The sequence below is a fragment of the Thermoleptolyngbya sp. PKUAC-SCTB121 genome, from assembly GCF_016919485.1.
Classification (GTDB): Bacteria; Cyanobacteriota; Cyanobacteriia; order Elainellales; family Elainellaceae; genus Thermoleptolyngbya; species Thermoleptolyngbya sichuanensis.
Window position 1 is genome coordinate 930579 of record NZ_CP070366.1, and the last position, 17293, is coordinate 947871.

14 protein-coding genes are annotated in these 17293 nt (G+C 55.7%); 9 read left to right on the plus strand and 5 right to left on the minus strand.

Translation table 11 applies throughout. From position 1 onward, the window contains the following. The first annotated feature begins 2 nt into the window (after positions 1 to 2). The 4 genes from JTM80_RS03890 to JTM80_RS03905 all read left to right on the plus strand — a co-directional run bounded on the left by JTM80_RS03890 (position 3) and on the right by JTM80_RS03905 (position 3494). Entirely contained in the window at positions 3 to 1376 is a 1374-nt protein-coding gene (locus JTM80_RS03890) for a cytochrome c biogenesis protein (RefSeq protein WP_205370646.1), read from the plus strand. An 11-nt stretch (positions 1377 to 1387) separates the two neighbouring features. After that, the gene (nadC, locus tag JTM80_RS03895; RefSeq protein WP_172356844.1) at positions 1388 to 2302 is read left to right on the plus strand and encodes a carboxylating nicotinate-nucleotide diphosphorylase; all 915 of its coding nucleotides are present in this window, start codon (positions 1388 to 1390) and stop codon (positions 2300 to 2302) included. Between the two features lie 142 nt (positions 2303 to 2444). Beyond that, positions 2445 to 2789: a DUF4870 domain-containing protein gene (locus JTM80_RS03900; RefSeq protein WP_172356845.1), complete on the plus strand. Its 345-nt coding sequence runs from the start codon at positions 2445 to 2447 to the stop codon at positions 2787 to 2789. Between the two features lie 39 nt (positions 2790 to 2828). Beyond that, positions 2829 to 3494 carry a sulfotransferase family 2 domain-containing protein gene (locus JTM80_RS03905; protein ID WP_172356847.1) on the plus strand — a complete coding sequence of 222 codons (666 nt, stop codon included), beginning with the start codon at positions 2829 to 2831 and terminating at the stop codon, positions 3492 to 3494. A 258-nt stretch (positions 3495 to 3752) separates the two neighbouring features. On the opposite strand, the gene devC is transcribed toward JTM80_RS03905, so the two are convergent. From devC to JTM80_RS03920, 3 genes are all read right to left on the minus strand, one after another. Beyond that, positions 3753 to 4895, minus strand: coding sequence for an ABC transporter permease DevC (gene devC, locus JTM80_RS03910; RefSeq protein ID WP_172356849.1), 1143 nt, complete (start codon positions 4893 to 4895; stop codon positions 3753 to 3755). Between the two features lie 51 nt (positions 4896 to 4946). Further along, positions 4947 to 6116 carry an efflux RND transporter periplasmic adaptor subunit gene (locus tag JTM80_RS03915; protein WP_205370647.1) on the minus strand — a complete coding sequence of 390 codons (1170 nt, stop codon included), beginning with the start codon at positions 6114 to 6116 and terminating at the stop codon, positions 4947 to 4949. A 117-nt stretch (positions 6117 to 6233) separates the two neighbouring features. Further along, complete coding sequence (locus JTM80_RS03920; protein ID WP_172356853.1) at positions 6234 to 6962, minus strand: CorA family divalent cation transporter; 729 nt, start codon at positions 6960 to 6962, stop codon at positions 6234 to 6236. Positions 6963 to 7971: 1009 nt separating this feature from the next. Between JTM80_RS03920 and JTM80_RS03925 the strand changes: the two genes are divergently transcribed. Both JTM80_RS03925 and JTM80_RS03930 read left to right on the plus strand, forming a co-directional pair. After that, positions 7972 to 8394 carry a RusA family crossover junction endodeoxyribonuclease gene (locus JTM80_RS03925; protein WP_205370648.1) on the plus strand — a complete coding sequence of 141 codons (423 nt, stop codon included), beginning with the start codon at positions 7972 to 7974 and terminating at the stop codon, positions 8392 to 8394. 86 nt (positions 8395 to 8480) lie between these two features. Further along, the gene (locus JTM80_RS03930) at positions 8481 to 8795 is read left to right on the plus strand and encodes a hypothetical protein (protein ID WP_172356855.1); all 315 of its coding nucleotides are present in this window, start codon (positions 8481 to 8483) and stop codon (positions 8793 to 8795) included. A 30-nt stretch (positions 8796 to 8825) separates the two neighbouring features. Here JTM80_RS03930 and JTM80_RS03935 read toward each other — a convergent pair whose 3' ends face one another. Next, positions 8826 to 9809, minus strand: a complete 984-nt coding sequence (locus JTM80_RS03935; RefSeq protein WP_172356857.1) for a Gfo/Idh/MocA family protein — start codon at positions 9807 to 9809, stop codon at positions 8826 to 8828. Positions 9810 to 10369: 560 nt separating this feature from the next. Between JTM80_RS03935 and JTM80_RS23315 the strand changes: the two genes are divergently transcribed. Beyond that, on the plus strand, positions 10370 to 12034 hold the full coding sequence (locus JTM80_RS23315) for an ATP-binding protein (RefSeq protein WP_205370649.1): 1665 nt from the start codon (positions 10370 to 10372) through the stop codon (positions 12032 to 12034). Next, positions 12027 to 12419, plus strand: a complete 393-nt coding sequence (locus JTM80_RS03945) for a response regulator (protein ID WP_172356859.1) — start codon at positions 12027 to 12029, stop codon at positions 12417 to 12419. Before JTM80_RS23315 ends, JTM80_RS03945 begins: the two co-directional genes overlap by 8 nt. Before the next feature lie 108 nt (positions 12420 to 12527). Here the strand turns inward: JTM80_RS03945 and JTM80_RS03950 are convergent, their stop codons facing one another. Further along, positions 12528 to 13115, minus strand: a complete 588-nt coding sequence (locus JTM80_RS03950) for a response regulator (RefSeq protein ID WP_205370650.1) — start codon at positions 13113 to 13115, stop codon at positions 12528 to 12530. A gap of 418 nt (positions 13116 to 13533) precedes the next feature. On the opposite strand from JTM80_RS03950, the gene metH reads away from it, so the two are divergent. After that, a complete protein-coding gene (gene metH, locus JTM80_RS03955) occupies positions 13534 to 17202 on the plus strand; it encodes a methionine synthase (RefSeq protein WP_205370651.1) in 3669 nt (1222 codons plus the stop codon). The last annotated feature ends 91 nt before the right edge of the window (positions 17203 to 17293 follow it).

Genomic DNA, 17293 nt, shown 5'->3' on the forward strand with positions numbered 1-17293 from the left:
CCATGTCTCTAAACTCCGCCACGCCTTCTTCCTGGAAAGACCTGCCCCGCCAATACTTTCAGCGGGAGCTGCTGCCGCTGCTGGCGGACTTGCGACTGGCAATTGTGCTTTTGCTGGCGATCGCCCTCTTCAGCATCTCCGGCACGGTGATCGAGCAGGGGCAATCGCTGGCGTTTTATCAAGAAAACTATCCCGAAAGCCCGGCCCTGTTTGGCTTTTTGACCTGGAAGGTGATTTTGGCGGCAGGGCTGGATCACGTCTATCGCACCTGGTGGTTTCTGGCGCTGCTGATTCTCTTCGGCTCCAGCCTGATCGCCTGCACCTTTACCCGCCAGTTTCCCACCCTCAAGGCGGCGCAAAAGTGGAGCTACTATAGCCAACCGCGCCAGTTTGAGAAGCTGGCCATGAGCGCCGAAGTAGATGCCGCAACGCTCGACGGGCTAGAGCCACTGCTGCGACGCAAGGGCTATCGGCTGTTTCGCGAGGGCGATCGCCTCTATGCGCGGAAGGGCCTTGTCGGACGCATCGGGCCGATCATCGTCCATGCCAGCATGATTCTGGTGCTACTGGGGTCGATTTGGGGCGCAATGACGGGCTTTTTTGCCCAGGAGATGATTCCCAGCGGCGAAACCTTCACCATTCAAAATATCTTCGATGCGGGCCCCTGGGCAGCGCCGCAAATTCCCAAGGATTGGTCTGTGCGCGTGAATCGCTTTTGGATCGACTACACGCCAGAGGGCAACATTGACCAGTTTTATTCCGACCTGTCGGTGCTGGATGCTGCTGGGCAGGAAGTGAAGCGCAAGACCATCCACGTCAATGAGCCGCTGCGCTACAGGGGCGTGACGCTGTATCAAGCGGATTGGGCGATCGCCGCCGTGCGCGTGCAGATCAACAACAGCCCGATTTTGCAAATCCCAATGGGGCAACTCGATACGGGCGGCGCGGGTCGCCTCTGGGGAACCTGGCTTCCCACCAAGCCCGACCTCAGCGAAGGCGTATCGCTGATCGCTAAAGACCTGAAGGGAACGGTACTGGTATACGACCAGGACGGGCAACTGATTTCCACCGTGCGGGCGGGCATGGCGACCGAAGTCAACGGCGTGCGGCTGACCATTGCCGAACTGGTGGGCAGCACGGGGCTACAAATCAAAGCCGATCCAGGCATTCCCATCGTCTACACGGGCTTTGGGCTACTGATGATCAGCGTCCTGATGAGCTATGTATCGCACTCGCAGGTGTGGGCATTGCAGCAGGGCAAAACGCTCTATGTCGGCGGTCGCACCAACCGTGCCCAAGTTGCCTTCGAGCGGGAGGTTTTGGACATGCTGGATGCCCTCAGCGCCGCTCCCCACCCTGCAACAGCGGAGGCTTAGCCCAAACTCCTATGCAGCACTCTGAACTGCTCCCTCCTAGCCCAGGCAGCGCGATCGCCCTCCTGCCGCCTACCGTGTTGCTCGATCGGCTGCTGCAAGACTGGCTCCTAGAAGACATTGGGCGGGGCGATCGCACAACGCAATCCCTATTTCCCAAGGGCGCTCCCCAGGGCCAGGCGCAGTGGGTCGTCAAAGAGGCGGGCGTGGTGGCGGGGCTGCCGATGGCGGCGCGAGTATTTTACTTACTCAATCCAGCCGTGCAGTTCAAGGCGCTGGCGCAGGATGGCGAGTGGTGCGATCGCGGTCGCGTCATCGCCCAAATCATCGGCCCGCTGGATGCCCTGCTGACGGGGGAGCGCGTGGCGCTGAACCTGGCCATGCGGCTGAGCGGCATTGCCACCCTGACGAGCAAATACGTCGCTCAAATTGCCGACCTGCCCGCCCAACTGGTAGACACCCGCAAAACCACGCCCGGCCTGCGAGTATTGGAAAAATACGCAGTGCAGGCAGGCGGCGCGGTGAACCATCGCCTGGGGCTGGACGATGGCGTGATGATCAAAGATAACCACATTGCGGCAGCAGGGAGCATTGCAGCGGCGATCGCCCAGACGCGGGCCCGCATTCCTTATCCGCTGACGGTGGAAGTGGAAACCGAAACCCTGGAGCAGGTTGCCGAAGCCCTCGAACATGGCGCAGACATTATCATGCTAGACAACATGCCCGTAGAACAGATGAGGGAGGCAGTGCGGATGATTCGCCGCACGAACCCGCACATCAAAATCGAAGCATCGGGCAACATTACCTTGGAGACGATCCGGGCGATCGCCGAAACGGGCGTAGACTATCTTTCCAGCAGCGCCCCCATCACCCGCTCCTCCTGGCTGGACCTGAGTATGCGAATCCAGACCCCTGACCCGACCCGCTAGCCGACCCGCTAGCCACCTCCGCCATTCCGCAAACCAAGCGGCCCGTAAAACACCCCCTCCTGGTTACGGAAAACCTCCCCTCCGCCTGCATGATTCCTGCCAGCAAAAACGATAGGATGTAGCTGTCGCAAGGTAAAACGACATGCAAAGCTCAGATAATTCAGACAAGCGAAGAATTCTTTCGGCCCTGTGTCATGGGTCGATTTTTATCAACGCCCTAGTTGTTTCTATCGGTATTCCCATCGCCATCCTGCTCGTTTCAGACGATCCAGTGGTCAAAGAGAATGCGAAAGAAGCCATCAACTTCCACATCAATATGTGGCTATGGTGGCTAGTTGTGGGGGTGCTTTCTATCGTTTTGGTCGGCTTTCTCCTGTTCCCGATCCTGGGGCTGGTCAACCTGATTCTGCCCATTCTGGCAATTTTCGCCTGCCTTAGCAATCCCGAAACGCGCTACCGCTACCCGTTCATCCTCCGCCTAGTGTAAGCTTGGCCAGTCCAAGTTTGCAGACTTCCAGGATGCGGGATGCTGGTTAGCCACGGTCACCAATTTATCTACACGAAAACGCTGAAGACGGCGAGTACCTCTGTGGAGGCTTACTTTGAGCCGTTTTGTGTAGAAGAGGGTGCGGCAAACCTGGCCCGCGTGCGTGAGGAATCGGTATCGGCGGCGGGCATTGTGGGCTATCGCGGGCCGGGCAAGCCAGAAGGCTGCCGCTGGTGGAACCACATGCCCGCCGCCCAGATTCGGGAACAGTTGGGCGAAGACCTCTGGACGCGCTATTTCAAGTTTTGCGTCATTCGCAATCCTTACGAAAAGGCGATTTCAGCCTTTTACTTTGGGCGATCGCACGCGCCCTCTGCACCCGATTCGCCCAGCAGCGATGCCGCCGCCTTTGAGCATTGGCTGATGACGCACGGCCCGCCCATCGACCGCAACAAGTATTTGATCGACGGACAGTTTTGTCTGGATGAGGTGATTCGCTACGAGTCTCTGGCGGCAGACCTGGAGCGCATCTGCGCCAAGCTGGGAGTGCCGTGGAATCCGGAGGCGCTGCCCCAACTCAAAACGGGAACTCGACCCAAAGTGGCGATCGCCCACGCTCTCTATACCAACAAATCCCGGCAACTGGTGGAAGCCGCCTACGCCTTTGAGCTAGATTACTTCGGCTACCAGTTTCCAGACGCTTGAGCGCTGGCTGAAACCCTCTTAGAGCTAATTTGTAAAGGAGCCTGAAAGCCTTGTTAATCAAGGATTTCCGAGAAACCGCTTTTCCTGGGCAAACATGACCTCAAAGCCACACATGCCAAGAGTTTCAGGCTTCTTAAGATTTGCTTCATAAATTAGCTCTTAACATCCCATCGATTGATGTACGGGCACCATTCATGTTTCCAGACGCTTGAGCGCTGGCTGAAACCCTCGCCGAAGCCTCCCCCGAAAACCCGTTAGCTAAAACACGTCCGCCGGGTCAGCAGTAATCGCCTTATTCACCGACACCAGCCCAGACAGCGCACACATCATCACCGTTAGCCCCAGCACCAGCACCGCCCGCTCCAGATCCATGCGAACGGGCAGACCTCCTGCCGTTGCTCGGATGGTTAGCTCATACAGCATCAGAGAAATGATAAATCCTGGAATGTAGCCCAGCACGGCCAGAATCACCGATTCCTGAATGACCGTGGTAAACAAAAAACGATTGCTGTAGCCCATCGCCTTGAGCGTTGCGTATTGCTTCAGATGATCCGAAATTTCCGTGTAGAGGATCTGGTACACAATCACCGTACCCACAATGCAAGACACCGCCACGCCCATGCCAAAGATAAAGCCCGTCGAGGTTGCGCCAATCCAATAGTCGCGATCGCGCTCGATGATTTGCTGCTGAGTGAACACCATCACGTCCTTGGGCAAGATTTCCCGGAGGCGATCGCTCACTTGCAGCGGATCAGCACCCTCATCGACCTGAATCAAGCCCAGATTAATTCGGTTGAGCGGAAACGGATCGAAGTAACGCCGAAAGTTTTGGTCGCTCATGATCAGCGTCCCGTCTGCTGCAAAGCCGCCGCCCAGCGTAAACTGCCCGCCAATTGTCGCCCTGCGTCCATCCGCCTCGGTGACTGTCCCCACCGTCTGCGGGCCATACTCCGGCCGCGAGAGCGTGTCGATCAGCACCGTATCAAATCGCCGCAGCGCCGCCTGGTTTTCCGGCGTTTGCATCTCCGGCATCGTAAACACCGAATCATTCGGGTTAATTCCGTAGACAAACATGGCGCGACTCTGGCGCGTTTCCACATTGCGCCATTGCAGATAGCCCACATACAGCGGCATCACGCGCCGCACCCCCGGCACCCCCGCTGCTTGATAAATTCGCTGAATAGGAAAGGGCTTGGTCGAGGTAATCTCTAACGCTTGGGGCGACACTAAAAAAATGTCGGCATTGATGCGGCTGTAGATGATTGCAGCCGTCTCCGCTAGCGAACCCAAAAAACCCAGGTTCATGAACACCAAAATGACCGCAAACGCGACTCCGGCGATCGCCACCACAAATCGCGTCTTTTCAGCAGTCAGATTCAGCAGAGCGAGGGGGGTACGCATGGGGTTTCTCTGGCCAGCACTAGCGTAGCATCGCAACGCCACAACAGGCGCTCATCTCACATCAATCCGCACATCAACCTGTAAATTTGTCAGCGCTTCCACGGGGCGGCCGTCGTCCAGTTGCACCTTCACCTCCACCACGCGGGCATCGGCATTGGCGGCCGGGTCATCGTCCAGCACGTTGTTTTTGAAGACCTGCCAGCCGATTTCTGCCACCCTGCCCGACAGCGTTTCATCAAAGGCTCCATTGCGGCTGGTGATCATGGCGGGTTGCCCAACCCGAACCAGTCCCACGTCGGTTTCATAGACCTCTGCCACAACAAACATCTGGCTGGTGTCGCCCATATCCAGCACGCTGCCGTCTTGCCCAATCGCCTCACCAGCCAGCGTGAGAATTCGTAAAATGCGCCCGGCCTGGGGAGCGCGAATAATGGTGCGCTCTAGCTGCGCTTCGGCCAGGTTCAGGTTTTGGCGGGCCGATTCGACGGCGACCTGCACCTGGCTCAGGGGCAGGTTCGCTTCCTGGGCCTGCACAGTCGCCTGGGCGCTCCGCAGCGAGGCTTGTAGGTCAGCCTCTAGGCGCACCAGGTTGGCTCTGGCATTGTTGAGCTTTTCTTCGGACTGGCGGGCGGTGCTACGCTGGCGATCGCGCTCCTGCTGAGAAATCGCTCCCTGCGCGTACAGATCTTCAAATCGGCGCAAATCCTGGTTTTTCTGCGCCAAATCTGCCTCTAGCTCCCGCACCAGCGCCTGCTGTGCCTGGAGTTCAAACTGGGCCGGGCTTTGAATCCGCTCTGCCTGGGATTGAGCCTCGCGCACCTGGGCCTGGGCAAAAGTGGTCGTCGCCCGCAGGCGCTGTTCGGCTTCGGCAAGCTGGGCCGCCGCCACATCCCGCTGGGCCCGCCGCTCGTCATAGCTTTCCAGATAGGCTAGCACCGTGCCCGTTTGCACAATATCCCCCTGGCGCACCTCCAGCCGCTGAATCCGTTCGCCCGTGGGCCCGCCCACACGCACCACTTCACCCCGTGGCTCCAGCCGTCCCAGCGCCACCACTTCGACTCGCGTAGGGGCGGGCACTTCGGTTAGCTCTGCCTCAAACGCGGCACGACGGGAAGCGACGATCTGGGCCACGCCTAACCCCAGCAGCCCCAAAGCCGCAACGCCAGCGGCGATCGCCCAGCCCCAGCCGCGCTGTCCTACCTTGCGCTTTTCACTCACCATAGATTTCCTCAGTCTGGGCGCAACTCCTGACCCATTGGGCATCCTATCGTATTTGCTTGGGCGACAGCAGATCCGGTCGGGTGAATTTGCGATCCGACGGTTGCCCAACGCCCAGCGCTACAGCCAGCGCCCCGTCACCACCCAGCGGCGGATGAGGGAACCGAGGGCGATCGCCCCCACGGACACTAACCAGAACGTGAAGGTGGAGGAGGCATCTACGCCGCTGTTCAGATTCATGCCAAACAGCGCGGCGATCGCCGTCAGCGGCAAAAACACCGCCGCCAAGATATTCAGCCGATGCCCCGCCACCAGCGCCTCCGTGGCCAGTCGATTTTGCTCCTCGGCCCGCTGGGCAATTTGGTAATCTAGCGCGTTTTTCGTGTTTTCATACAGCAGATCCAGGCTGCGATCGATTTCGTAGGCCCAGTCGCGCAGGTCGATCAGGTCGCGGTCGTCGGGAACGCCTTCGCGGGCAGCTTGCAGGGTTGCGTGCATGTTCTTGGCCGACAGGCGCAGAGGGGCGATCGCCTCCAGCAGGTGAAAGTAATCTTCAGCACTCTCGGCCTGCCGATAGGCAATTTGCAATTTTTCCTCGGCGGTGTTGTAATTTTCTAGATGTTTCAGCAGCGGTTGCAACCCAATGCCGCCGCCGCTGTGTTCCCAGATGCCGTTGGGCTGCCGCCAAAACAGCACGCCGACGCGGGTCTGCTCACCGGCCTCAGGGGCTTTGTGCAAAATCAGCAGCAGGTGTCCGTCTACCACCATTGCCCGCTGCTTGCCGACGCTGCGTTCGCCAAATCGGTTTTGAATCGCGGGAGGTAATCGCCACGTAGGAGGAATTTTCATAAGCCTTGTCCTGTCTCATATAGTTCACGTAGTTCACGCGATGTGCAACGTTCAAGCTGCCCTCATCCCCCAACCCCTTCTCCCGACTTGGGAGAAGGGGAGCAAGGGGCTTGAAGTCCCTCTCCCAGATTGGGAGAGGGATTTAGGGTGGGGGAGATCGGCAAAGTTGCACATTGCGTATAGTTCAGTTTCTTAGTCGATTTCTACCCAGCTTTTGCCCGCTTGCGGCAACCTTTTAGCCAGCAATGCACGTCATTACTCCGGAGGAGTCCCGTGTTATTAGAGTCACTGGTATCAAACGAACTGACTCAAACGAACTGACTCAAACGAACTGACATTGATCGCGACTCGCGCCAGTCCTCTGCTTGCCAATCCAGCAATGGGTCGGGCGATCGCCCGTCGCAGACTGCCTGTGCGGGGAACTGCTCCATGAATGGAAAGAGAGCCAAAAGAAAGCCGAAAAAGAACCAGTGACTTGCGTGATAACACACATTCCAGAAAACAGACTTACTATATAGGTAACTTGGTCAGGTAACTTGATAGGTAACCTGCGTGTCTGCCAGGAAAACCATTCCCGCCACCTGTATCAATCCATACGGTCAGCATTTACCAGAAGCAGGGGTTTTGCACGGTTTATTGACGGGCAGTTCTAAACGGGCAGTTCTAAACGGGCAGTTCTAAACGGGCAATTTCTCTAAACCGCGAACAGATACCGCAGCCCGTTTTGCGTTAACCGCTGCTTCTAGCACTCTCTACTTCTAGGGGTTCCCCAGTTTTCGCTCCAGGTTTCAGCCCTGTTTGTTGGCTCCGGTTTTTAGCTTTAATATACGGGTTGCAATATCCTGACTTTGAACGCTTCGCTTCCGATGATTAACTTCTTCAGGCGATTGATTTCAAAGATCTCAGCCAGAACTTCTTTTGCTGCCATCGGCCCAGCGTTTAGCCCAGGCTTATCCCCCCCCGCATGGGCAACACCATTCAACCAACCAGCCTAACCCGTGGGACATACATGGTGCTACCCATTGAATTGATCGTGATCGGCAAGCCGATTTCGCACCAAACCAAAGACAAGGCTCGTCTGCGCGACTGGAGAGAAAAAGTGCGGCAGAGGGCGATCGCCTGCTGGAATGGCAAAGCACCGCTGGGCGATTACCTCAAGGTGATCATTACGCACTACTACGACGCGCCTCTCGGCGACGAGTCTGGTGTTCCCGACAGTGATAATATAGTGAAACCAGTGCGAGACGCGCTGAACGGGGTGATTTACGTAGACGATTATCAGATCACGGATTTCATCAGCCGCCGCCGAAACTTGAACGCTTCTTTTCGCGTTAAAGGAATGTCTACGGCGCTGGCAGAAGGATTTTGCCAGGGTGAGGAGTTTTTGCATATCCGGATAGAGGCGGCTCCCGATCCGTCTGAGCTAAGCTAGAAGACTAGGTTAGGATTTATTTGCAGTGGCGTTTTCGCGCTACCGTTTTTGCGTTATTCTTTCTGCGTTATTTAGAGTTGCCGTATATGACCCGTCCACCGAATCGGAGTCCGTTAGAGCATCAGCGCCTGCTGAAGCTTGCGCGGGAATACCGCAAGCAGGGATATCAGGTGACTCTTTATCCTGCTCCAGAAGATTTGCCGTCTCCGCTGGCTCACTGTTCCCTAGATCTGGTAGCCCGGCGCGACGAAAAGGCGATCGCCGCCGAAGTCCGCACCCGCGAAAGCCTGACGCTCAACGGCCCTGACGACCTCCGCAAGCTCAGCGAGTCTGTCAAGAAAATTCCCGGCTGGGAGTTCGAGCTAGTCATTACCAATCCCCGTAAGAAGGCAGAGGGGTAGGGAGCAATCCTTCGCTACTCTATTCCTCGATTACTCCACGACTCCAACCACCTCCCCCTTCTCCGCCGAAATCCTTGCCGCCTCTGCCACCGCCAGGGCATAGAGGCTGTCCGCCACCGACACATACAGCGGCTTGCCTTCGGTGAGAAAGTCCAGCACGGCGGCCGTGTCGCGAGCAAACAGGCCCCGGCGACTGCCCAACTCAAGAGGCTGCGTCTGGTCGGGCAAGATGAGTTCGCCGCTGTCGCCATTGAGGGCGATCGCCCCCGTTTCCCCCTGGATCGTCAGCGTCCGCTCCGCCGCCCACAGCGCCTCCCCCTTGCCGTAAATCACATCGCCCAATAGCCCACTGGCAAACCGCAGTTGAGCCGTACAAACGCAGGTGGTAAACCGGGAATTGGCGGCATCGGGCTGCCAGTAGCGGGTCTGGCAACTGACCGTTTTCACCGGGCCAAACAGGTTCGTGAGCCGATGCACCCGCGACAGCGCCCCCACCAGCGGAAAGCCAAACTCCGCCATGTCATAGGTCCACTTTTCGGGAGCGGGCTGCTTGGGCGTGAGGTCGCTATAGCGCAGATAGAACGGCGTGCCAATGGTGGGCAGGGCGGTTTGGATGGCTTCGTGGATGCCGCTCAGCAGTTCGATATGTTCCACATGCAGCAGGCAGTTTTGGGATGTCGCCAGCGCAGCGAGATCCTTGGCAGTCGCCAAATCCAGCGCCAGCGGATATTCCACCACGACGTGCTTGCCTGCTTGCAGCGCGGCTCTCACAACGGTCGCATGTTGCGCGTTGCCAGTAGACACGATCACCAGGTCAATATCCGTCCGCTGCACCAGAGTGCCCCAATCGTCAGTCGCTTCTGCATCGAGGGGTTCTGCCAAAGACTGAGCGCGGGAGAGGTCACGGCTGGCGATCGCCACCAGTTGCGTCCGAGCATCTGCCTGCACCAGTTCGGCGCGGGTCTTAGCCGCGTAGCCCGTGCCCACAATCCCCACCCGAATCATCTGCTCCATAAATTGAGATTTCCTGTGAGATTTCCTGAGACTTCCTGTGCAACCTTCCTCTGCATCATGCCAGATTTTCCAGACCTCCAGATCTTTATTTAGATTTTAAGTAGGGCATCATAGGCCATAAAAAACTGAAAAACACCTTCAAAAACTCGATTGAGTCAACCGACAAAAGCGTTAGATGATTAAATAACGCGCGTCAAATAAGCTATCAAAGAGGCAAGCAGCCTGCTAAATCTAAACCATAACCTACAAGGATTTCAACTTCGTTCCTCTCTTCATCATTCCATGATAAAAACAAGCTAATATCAAGATTTTACTAGGACAAAAATCCTCAAACATAAGCACAGATTCAGTCAATTGGCCGAAAGTGCGTCTCTTGTGGCCGATCCTAAATCGAGACGTGTAAATTTTCCGCACAGGCTGTCAATAATAAGTGTATTAATGCAGAGTGTAAGGTTTCCCCAGCAGGATCTAAATGGGCTTATCCACAACGCATAGTTGGAAGAGCAAAGTAGATCTGGAAATTCGCATAGTTGCATAGAGTCAAGTAGCAAGGTTATATCATGATTTTTCCAGCCTCAAGCAGGTTCAAATTTGGGCTTTCAACAGGTTCAGTAATTGTGACTGCCCTAGCCTTTGCAGTTATAAGCAGTTCTGCAATCTATGGATTAGATCGGATGGCAGAGCGCAGTAACAACGCCCGGCTCCTGTTGACGCAGATTAAGGAACAGGTGAGTCGTCTCAATGCTTTAGAGTGGGAGGGATTTTCTAAGCAGAAAATTGATGAAGATCTTGCCGAAGAGATTGCCGAGAACCGAGAAAATACTGATGAAATCCTTGAAGGGCTTGAGCAGCTTAAACAGGGAAAATACCAAGCTGATCTAGAGCGTATCCTGGCTCTACACACCGTCTATCAACAGAAGATGGCAGCAGTTTTTAGTCTGATTGAGGCTGGACAAGTTGAGCAGGCCTCTGAGGCTGAGGCAGACGAAATTGATGAAATCTATGACGATCTCTATGCCGAGATTATGGCGCTAGAGAAGGTGTATATTGAGCAGCATCAAAGAACACGCTTCCTAGTAAACCTAGGAACTACCCTCTCTCTCGTATTCTCTGCCTCAGCCATTAGCCTAGTTTTTCATGAATTTAGTAAAAAATTGTGGCAGAAAAATCTTGCTCTGGAGTCAGCATTCACCGAACTCAAAAACACTCAGGAGCATCTAGTTCAGCAGGAGAAAATGGCTGCCTTGGGACAGCTAATTGCTGGAGTGGCTCATGAGATCAATAATCCATTGGGAGCCATCCAAGCCGCTGCAAGCAATACAAACCACGCGCTCAAAGAGGCGATCGCCGGCTTGCCCAAATTACACCATCGTCTCACGCCTGAGCAGCAAGAGAGCTTCTTTGAGCTGATTTCTAAGGCACTGACTCCTCCGCTGTCTCATCAAGAGCAGCGTTCTATCAAGCGAGAACTTACGGCTCAACTAAAGTCTCAGGGTGTTGATGATCCTAGATACTTGGCAGATTTACTGATTGATATTGGAGTTCGCAAGGATCTTGAATTTCTGTCGCCGATTCTCAAAAGTGAACATCAAGATTGGGCGATTTGTTTAGCTCACAACCTCGCCAGTTCTTTTCTCAATAACCAAACGATTCTAAGAGCAGTTGAGCGTTCCTCTAAGATCGTTTTCGCTCTCAAGAGCTATGCTCGATTCGACCAAACTGGAGAACAAAAGCAGCTCCAAATTACTGACGGCATTGAAAATGTGCTGGAAATCTATCACAACCAGATTAAGCGAAATATTCAGCTAGTTCGCAGCTATCAGCAGGTTCCTGATATTTGGGGATACCCTGACGAGTTGATTCAAGTCTGGACAAATCTGATTCATAATGCAATTCAGGCAATGGAATCCGGTGGAACATTAACCATTTCAGTCATCGAGAAGAATGGAGGACTTGAAGTAAGAATTGCCGACACTGGCAGCGGCATTCCACAGGAAGTTCAAACGCGGATGTTTGACGCATTTTTCACCACTAAGGCTGCTGGAGAGGGTAGTGGTTTAGGGCTGTACATTAGTAAAAAAATCATTGACAAACATCGTGGATCTATAGAAGTAGAAAGCCATCCTGGAAACACTGAATTTAGGGTTTGGCTACCTGCCAATAAAGTGTCCAGCAAAAACACTGATCCCATTGAGAACACTACTGAGGAATTGGCTCATGTCTGACGCGGCAATCTTGTGTGTTGATGATGAAGCAGTTGTTATCGCTGCGCTGAAATCTCAGCTACAGCGGCTATTTGGTCGTCGGTATTTGTATGAATTTGCTCAAAGTGCCGAAGAAGCTTGGGAAATTATTAGTGAATTGGAGGAAGAATCCATCAAAATTTTGATAATCGTGTCTGACTGGCTCATGCCTAACGTAAAGGGGGATGAGTTTTTGCGCCAAGTTCATCAGCAATTTCCGCAAATTGTAACGGTTATGCTGACGGGGCAGGCCGATGAAGCGGCTATTGAGCGAGCGAGACAGCAGGCCAATCTCTATACTTGCCTTCGCAAACCCTGGAAAGAGTCAGATTTGGAGCGGGTGATTACCTCAGCGCTAAGCCATTAAGCTTGGCATAATTTCTTGCCATTCGCTCTTTCCATCCTCTATTCAAGGTTTCTTACTAAAGGCGAATCTATTCTAGGCAAGCTGGTTCTGGTTGCCCACGACTTTGCGCTATCCCAACTTCTGGCGCACTAGGGCGACGACCTGCGCCATCTGCTTTTTCAGGGTTTCTACTTCCGTTCGCAGGCGGGCATTTTGGTTGCGGAGTTGCTGCACTTCGGCCTTGAGTTGCTGGAGTTCGGTGGCTCCGTTGGTCCCAACGGCGGGAGCGTCTTCCACCTCTGCTGGAGAGCGCATCGGAATCGCTGCCACCTCTTGGCGATCCTTTGCCTTAGCCGTGGCAGAGCGAATTGCGTTGAACAGATGCGACTGACCAAACGGCTTGCCGACAAATTCAAAATAGTCAAACAGTTCCGGCACGGTTTTTTCCACATCTTCGCGGCGACCCGACATCATCACGATCGGGATCGACTTGAGCCGGGGATCGGCCTGGATTGTCTGCACTACTTCCCAGCCGTTCATGCGCGGCATAAAGAAATCCAGCAGCACTAAATTGGGGCGCTCCTGGCGAATCACATGTAGCCCTTCCACCCCGTCTCGCGCCTCGATCACCTCATAGCTGCCGCGCGGAAGCATGTCTCGTACCTGCATCCGAATCGTCTTGCTGTCGTCCACAATCAGGATCTTGAGGCTCGCCATAGGGGTTATCGCGTTGCACGCCGTTGTGCAGATGAGGAGGAAGATGCAGGGCGATCGCCCCAACAGCGATCGCTCTATTCCCAAGTGTATGCATAAGTGAGGATTCCCTCACGCTTGCGTTTCATTTCGCTTTTTTTCTCTGAACTTCACCGTTGGCCGCACCCAGATTGTCTGGTGAATCCTGAGACTTGCAGGGGCGATCGCTTGGGTCACACCAGCGAGTGAGATACGCTAGACAATACCGACAAAAGACAATACTGACAAAAGACAACACCGACAAACCCTAGAACGACTGTGCCAGCCCTCACCCTAAATCCCTCTCCCACCGGGAGAGGGACTTTGCTCCCCTTTTCCTGCAGGAGAAGCAGCCGGGAGATGAGGGCAAACCCTGCCTCCACACCAAGCTCAACTTGCACCTATGAACAGCGCCTTTCTCAATCGTCTCCATAGCCCCGATCGCCCGGTGATTGTCTTCGATGGCGCGATGGGCACCAACCTTCAGGTGCAAAACCTGACGGCAGAAGACTTTGGTGGCGCAGAGTATGAGGGCTGCAACGAGTATCTGGTCGTCACCCAGCCAGAAGCCGTTGCCAAAGTGCATCGGGACTTTCTCGCCGCTGGGGCCGATGTGATCGAAACCGACACCTTCGGTGCAGCCTCCATTGTGCTGGCGGAATATAACTTGGGCGATCGCGCTTATGAACTCAACAAGCTGGCAGCGGAACTGGCAAAACGCTGCGCCGAAGAATTTTCCACCCCCGAAAAGCCCCGCTTTGTGGCCGGGTCGATGGGCCCCACCACCAAGCTGCCCACCCTCGGCCACATCGACTACGACACCATGAAGGCGGCTTTTGAGGAACAAGCAGAGGGACTGTTTGACGGCGGCGTGGATTTGTTCATTGTGGAAACCTGTCAGGACGTGCTGCAAATCAAGGCGGCGCTGAACGCAATCGAGGCGGTGTTTGCGCGGAAGGGCAAACGTCGTCCGCTGATGGTCTCTGTGACGATGGAAATTCAGGGCACGATGCTGGTTGGCTCCGACGTGGCCGCCATGCTTACCATTCTGGAACCCTACCCCATCGACATCCTGGGGCTAAACTGCGCCACCGGCCCAGACCGCATGGCCGACCACATCCGCTATCTGTCGCAGCATTCTCCCTTTGTCATTTCCTGCATCCCCAATGCGGGCATCCCCGAAAACGTTGGCGGCCATGCCCACTACAAGCTCACGCCAATGGAACTCCGCATGGCCCTGATGCACTTTGTCGAAGACTTGGGTGTGCAGGTGATCGGCGGCTGCTGCGGCACGCGCCCAGAACATATCCAACAGCTAGCCGAAATCGCCCCCACCCTCAAGCCCAAAGCTCGGGCCGTCAGGAGTCAGCACCCACCCACCACAAACCATCCCCCCAAAAATCCAAAATCCGAAACCCAAACCCCCTCCCCCCGCCCCGCCCTCTCCTACATCCCCGCCGCCGCCTCTATCTACAGTGCCCAGCCCTACGACCAGGACAACTCCTTCCTGATCATTGGCGAACGCCTGAATGCTAGCGGCTCCAAAAAGGTGCGGGAGTTGCTGAATGCGGAAGATTGGGACGGGCTAGTGGCCGTAGCGCGATCGCAGGTCAAAGAAGGGGCCCATGTCCTGGATGTGAACGTAGACTACGTGGGACGCGACGGCGAACGAGACATGCGGGAACTGGTGTCGCGCTTGGTGACAAACGTAAACCTACCGCTGATGCTGGACTCCACCGAATGGCAAAAGATGGAAGCGGGTCTAAAAGTCGCAGGCGGCAAGTGCATCCTCAACTCAACAAACTACGAAGATGGCGACGAGCGCTTCTTCAAGGTGCTGGGACTAGCCAAGACCTACGGTGCGGGGATTGTGGTGGGCACGATCGATGAAGAGGGCATGGCTCGGACGGCGGAAAAGAAATTTGCGATCGCCCAACGGGCCTACCGCGATGCACTAGAATACGGCATTCCGCCCTACGAAATCTTCTACGACCCGCTGGCACTGCCCATTTCCACAGGCATCGAGGAAGACCGGGAAAACGGCAAGGCCACTATCGAAGCGATTCGCCAGATCCGCCAAAACCTGCCAGGGGTTCACATCCTGCTGGGCGTGTCGAATATCTCCTTTGGCCTCAGCCCCGCAGCGCGGATCGTGCTGAACTCGATGTTTCTGCATGAGGCAACGGCGGCGGGCATGGACGGGGCGATCGTCAGCGCCGCCAAAATCCTGCCCCTGGCCAAGATCGATCCGCAGCATCAGGAAGTCTGCCGCCAGCTCATCTACGACCAGCGGCGGTTTGAAGGCGAGGTCTGCGTCTACGATCCGCTGACAGAACTCACCAAACTATTCGAGGGCGTTTCGGCCAAAGACACCCGCTCCGGCGGCTCCCTCGCCGATCTGCCCATCGAGGAGCGCCTGAAGCAGCACATCATCGACGGCGAACGTATCGGGCTGGAAGAAGCCCTCACCGAAGCGCTGAAGACCTACAAGCCGCTGGACATCATCAACACCTTCTTGCTGGATGGCATGAAGGTCGTCGGCGACCTGTTTGGTTCTGGACAAATGCAACTTCCCTTCGTGCTGCAATCGGCGGAGACGATGAAAGCCGCCGTCGCGCACCTGGAACCGTTTATGGACAAGGAAGAATCCGGCGGCAATGCCAAAGGCACGTTTCTAATTGCCACGGTGAAGGGCGATGTGCATGACATTGGCAAAAATCTGGTGGACATCATCCTCACCAACAACGGCTATCGCGTGATTAACCTGGGCATCAAACAGCCTGTGGATAACATCATTGATGCCTACTTTGAACACCAGGCCGACTGCATTGCCATGAGCGGGCTGCTGGTGAAGTCCACCGCCTTTATGAAAGAGAACCTGGAAGTGTTTAACGAGCGCGGCATCACTGTGCCCGTTATCCTGGGCGGCGCAGCGCTCACGCCCAAGTTTGTCTACGAAGATTGCCAAAACACCTATAAAGGGAAGGTGATTTACGGCAAAGATGCCTTCTCTGATCTGCACTTTATGGACAAGCTGATGCCCGCGAAGGCAGCAGGCCGGTGGGATGATGTGCAGGGCTTTTTGGATGAGCAGGGTCAGGATTCAGCGTTGTCTGAAGCACCGGAGGCAGAAACAGAAACAGAGGCGATCGCCCCTCCAACTGCCCTTCCTGCCAACGCTCCCACTGCTCCTGCCATCGCAGACACCCTGCGCTCCGAAGCCGTAGCCCTCGACATTCCCCGCCCCACGCCGCCCTTCTGGGGCACGCAGATCCTAAACCCAGAGGACATTTCGCTAGAGGACGTGTTCTGGTACTTGGACTTGCAGGCGCTGATTGCCGGACAATGGCAGTTCCGCAAACCCAAAGATCAGACCCGCGAAGCCTACGATGCTTTCCTGAAGGAAAAGGCCTATCCCATCCTGGCGCAGTGGAAACAGCGCGTGCTGGCAGAAAACCTGCTGCGGCCGCAGGTGGTCTATGGCTATTTCCCCTGCCTAGCCGAGGGCAACTCGCTGCATCTCTTCGACCCCGCCGCTGCCCAGAATGGCAAGAAACCAAGCGACTTGCAGCCCGCCGCCACCTTCAACTTCCCCCGGCAAAAGTCCCTCCGACGACTCTGCATTGCCGATTTCTTCCTGCCCAAGGATCAGGCAACCACCTTCGATGTCTTCTCCATGCAGGCGGTGACGGTCGGCGACATTGCTACGGAGTTTGCTCAGCAGCTATTCGCCGCCAACCAATACACCGACTATCTCTACTTCCACGGGCTGGCAGTGCAGACGGCAGAAGCGCTGGCAGAGTGGGTTCACGCCCGCATTCGGCGCGAACTGGGCTTTGGCGCAGCGGAACCCGACACCATTCGCGACGTGCTGGCACAGCGCTATCAGGGGTCGCGCTATAGCTTTGGCTATCCGGCCTGTCCAAACATTCAGGATCAGTATACGCAGCTTGACCTGCTGGGAGCCGAGCGCATCGGGCTGCACATGGATGAAAGCGAACAGCTTTATCCGGAGCAATCGACGACGGCGATCGTGGTGTATCACCCGACTGCGAAGTATTTCAGCACCTAGTGGAGATTGACGAGGTGTTGGGGTGTTGGGGTGACGGGGAGAGAGCGTTCCTCTCGAACGTTTGCACTGTAAAGAAGAGAGTTAAAAAAAC

Excerpts from the sequence above, each read along its gene's own strand:
- JTM80_RS23315 (WP_205370649.1), top strand. The coding sequence starts at position 10,370 with ATGATTTTTCCAGCCTCAAGCAGGTTCAAATTTGGGCTTTCAACAGGT.
- JTM80_RS03950 (WP_205370650.1), bottom strand. The coding sequence starts at position 13,115 with ATGGCGAGCCTCAAGATCCTGATTGTGGACGACAGCAAGACGATTCGG.
- nadC (WP_172356844.1), top strand. The coding sequence starts at position 1,388 with ATGCAGCACTCTGAACTGCTCCCTCCTAGCCCAGGCAGCGCGATCGCC.
- JTM80_RS03890 (WP_205370646.1), top strand. The coding sequence starts at position 3 with ATGTCTCTAAACTCCGCCACGCCTTCTTCCTGGAAAGACCTGCCCCGC.
- JTM80_RS03920 (WP_172356853.1), bottom strand. The coding sequence starts at position 6,962 with ATGAAAATTCCTCCTACGTGGCGATTACCTCCCGCGATTCAAAACCGA.
- JTM80_RS03905 (WP_172356847.1), top strand. The coding sequence starts at position 2,829 with ATGCTGGTTAGCCACGGTCACCAATTTATCTACACGAAAACGCTGAAG.
- JTM80_RS03945 (WP_172356859.1), top strand. The coding sequence starts at position 12,027 with ATGTCTGACGCGGCAATCTTGTGTGTTGATGATGAAGCAGTTGTTATC.
- JTM80_RS03900 (WP_172356845.1), top strand. The coding sequence starts at position 2,445 with ATGCAAAGCTCAGATAATTCAGACAAGCGAAGAATTCTTTCGGCCCTG.
- metH (WP_205370651.1), top strand. The coding sequence starts at position 13,534 with ATGAACAGCGCCTTTCTCAATCGTCTCCATAGCCCCGATCGCCCGGTG.
- JTM80_RS03925 (WP_205370648.1), top strand. The coding sequence starts at position 7,972 with ATGGTGCTACCCATTGAATTGATCGTGATCGGCAAGCCGATTTCGCAC.
- JTM80_RS03930 (WP_172356855.1), top strand. The coding sequence starts at position 8,481 with ATGACCCGTCCACCGAATCGGAGTCCGTTAGAGCATCAGCGCCTGCTG.
- devC (WP_172356849.1), bottom strand. The coding sequence starts at position 4,895 with ATGCGTACCCCCCTCGCTCTGCTGAATCTGACTGCTGAAAAGACGCGA.
- JTM80_RS03915 (WP_205370647.1), bottom strand. The coding sequence starts at position 6,116 with ATGGTGAGTGAAAAGCGCAAGGTAGGACAGCGCGGCTGGGGCTGGGCG.
- JTM80_RS03935 (WP_172356857.1), bottom strand. The coding sequence starts at position 9,809 with ATGGAGCAGATGATTCGGGTGGGGATTGTGGGCACGGGCTACGCGGCT.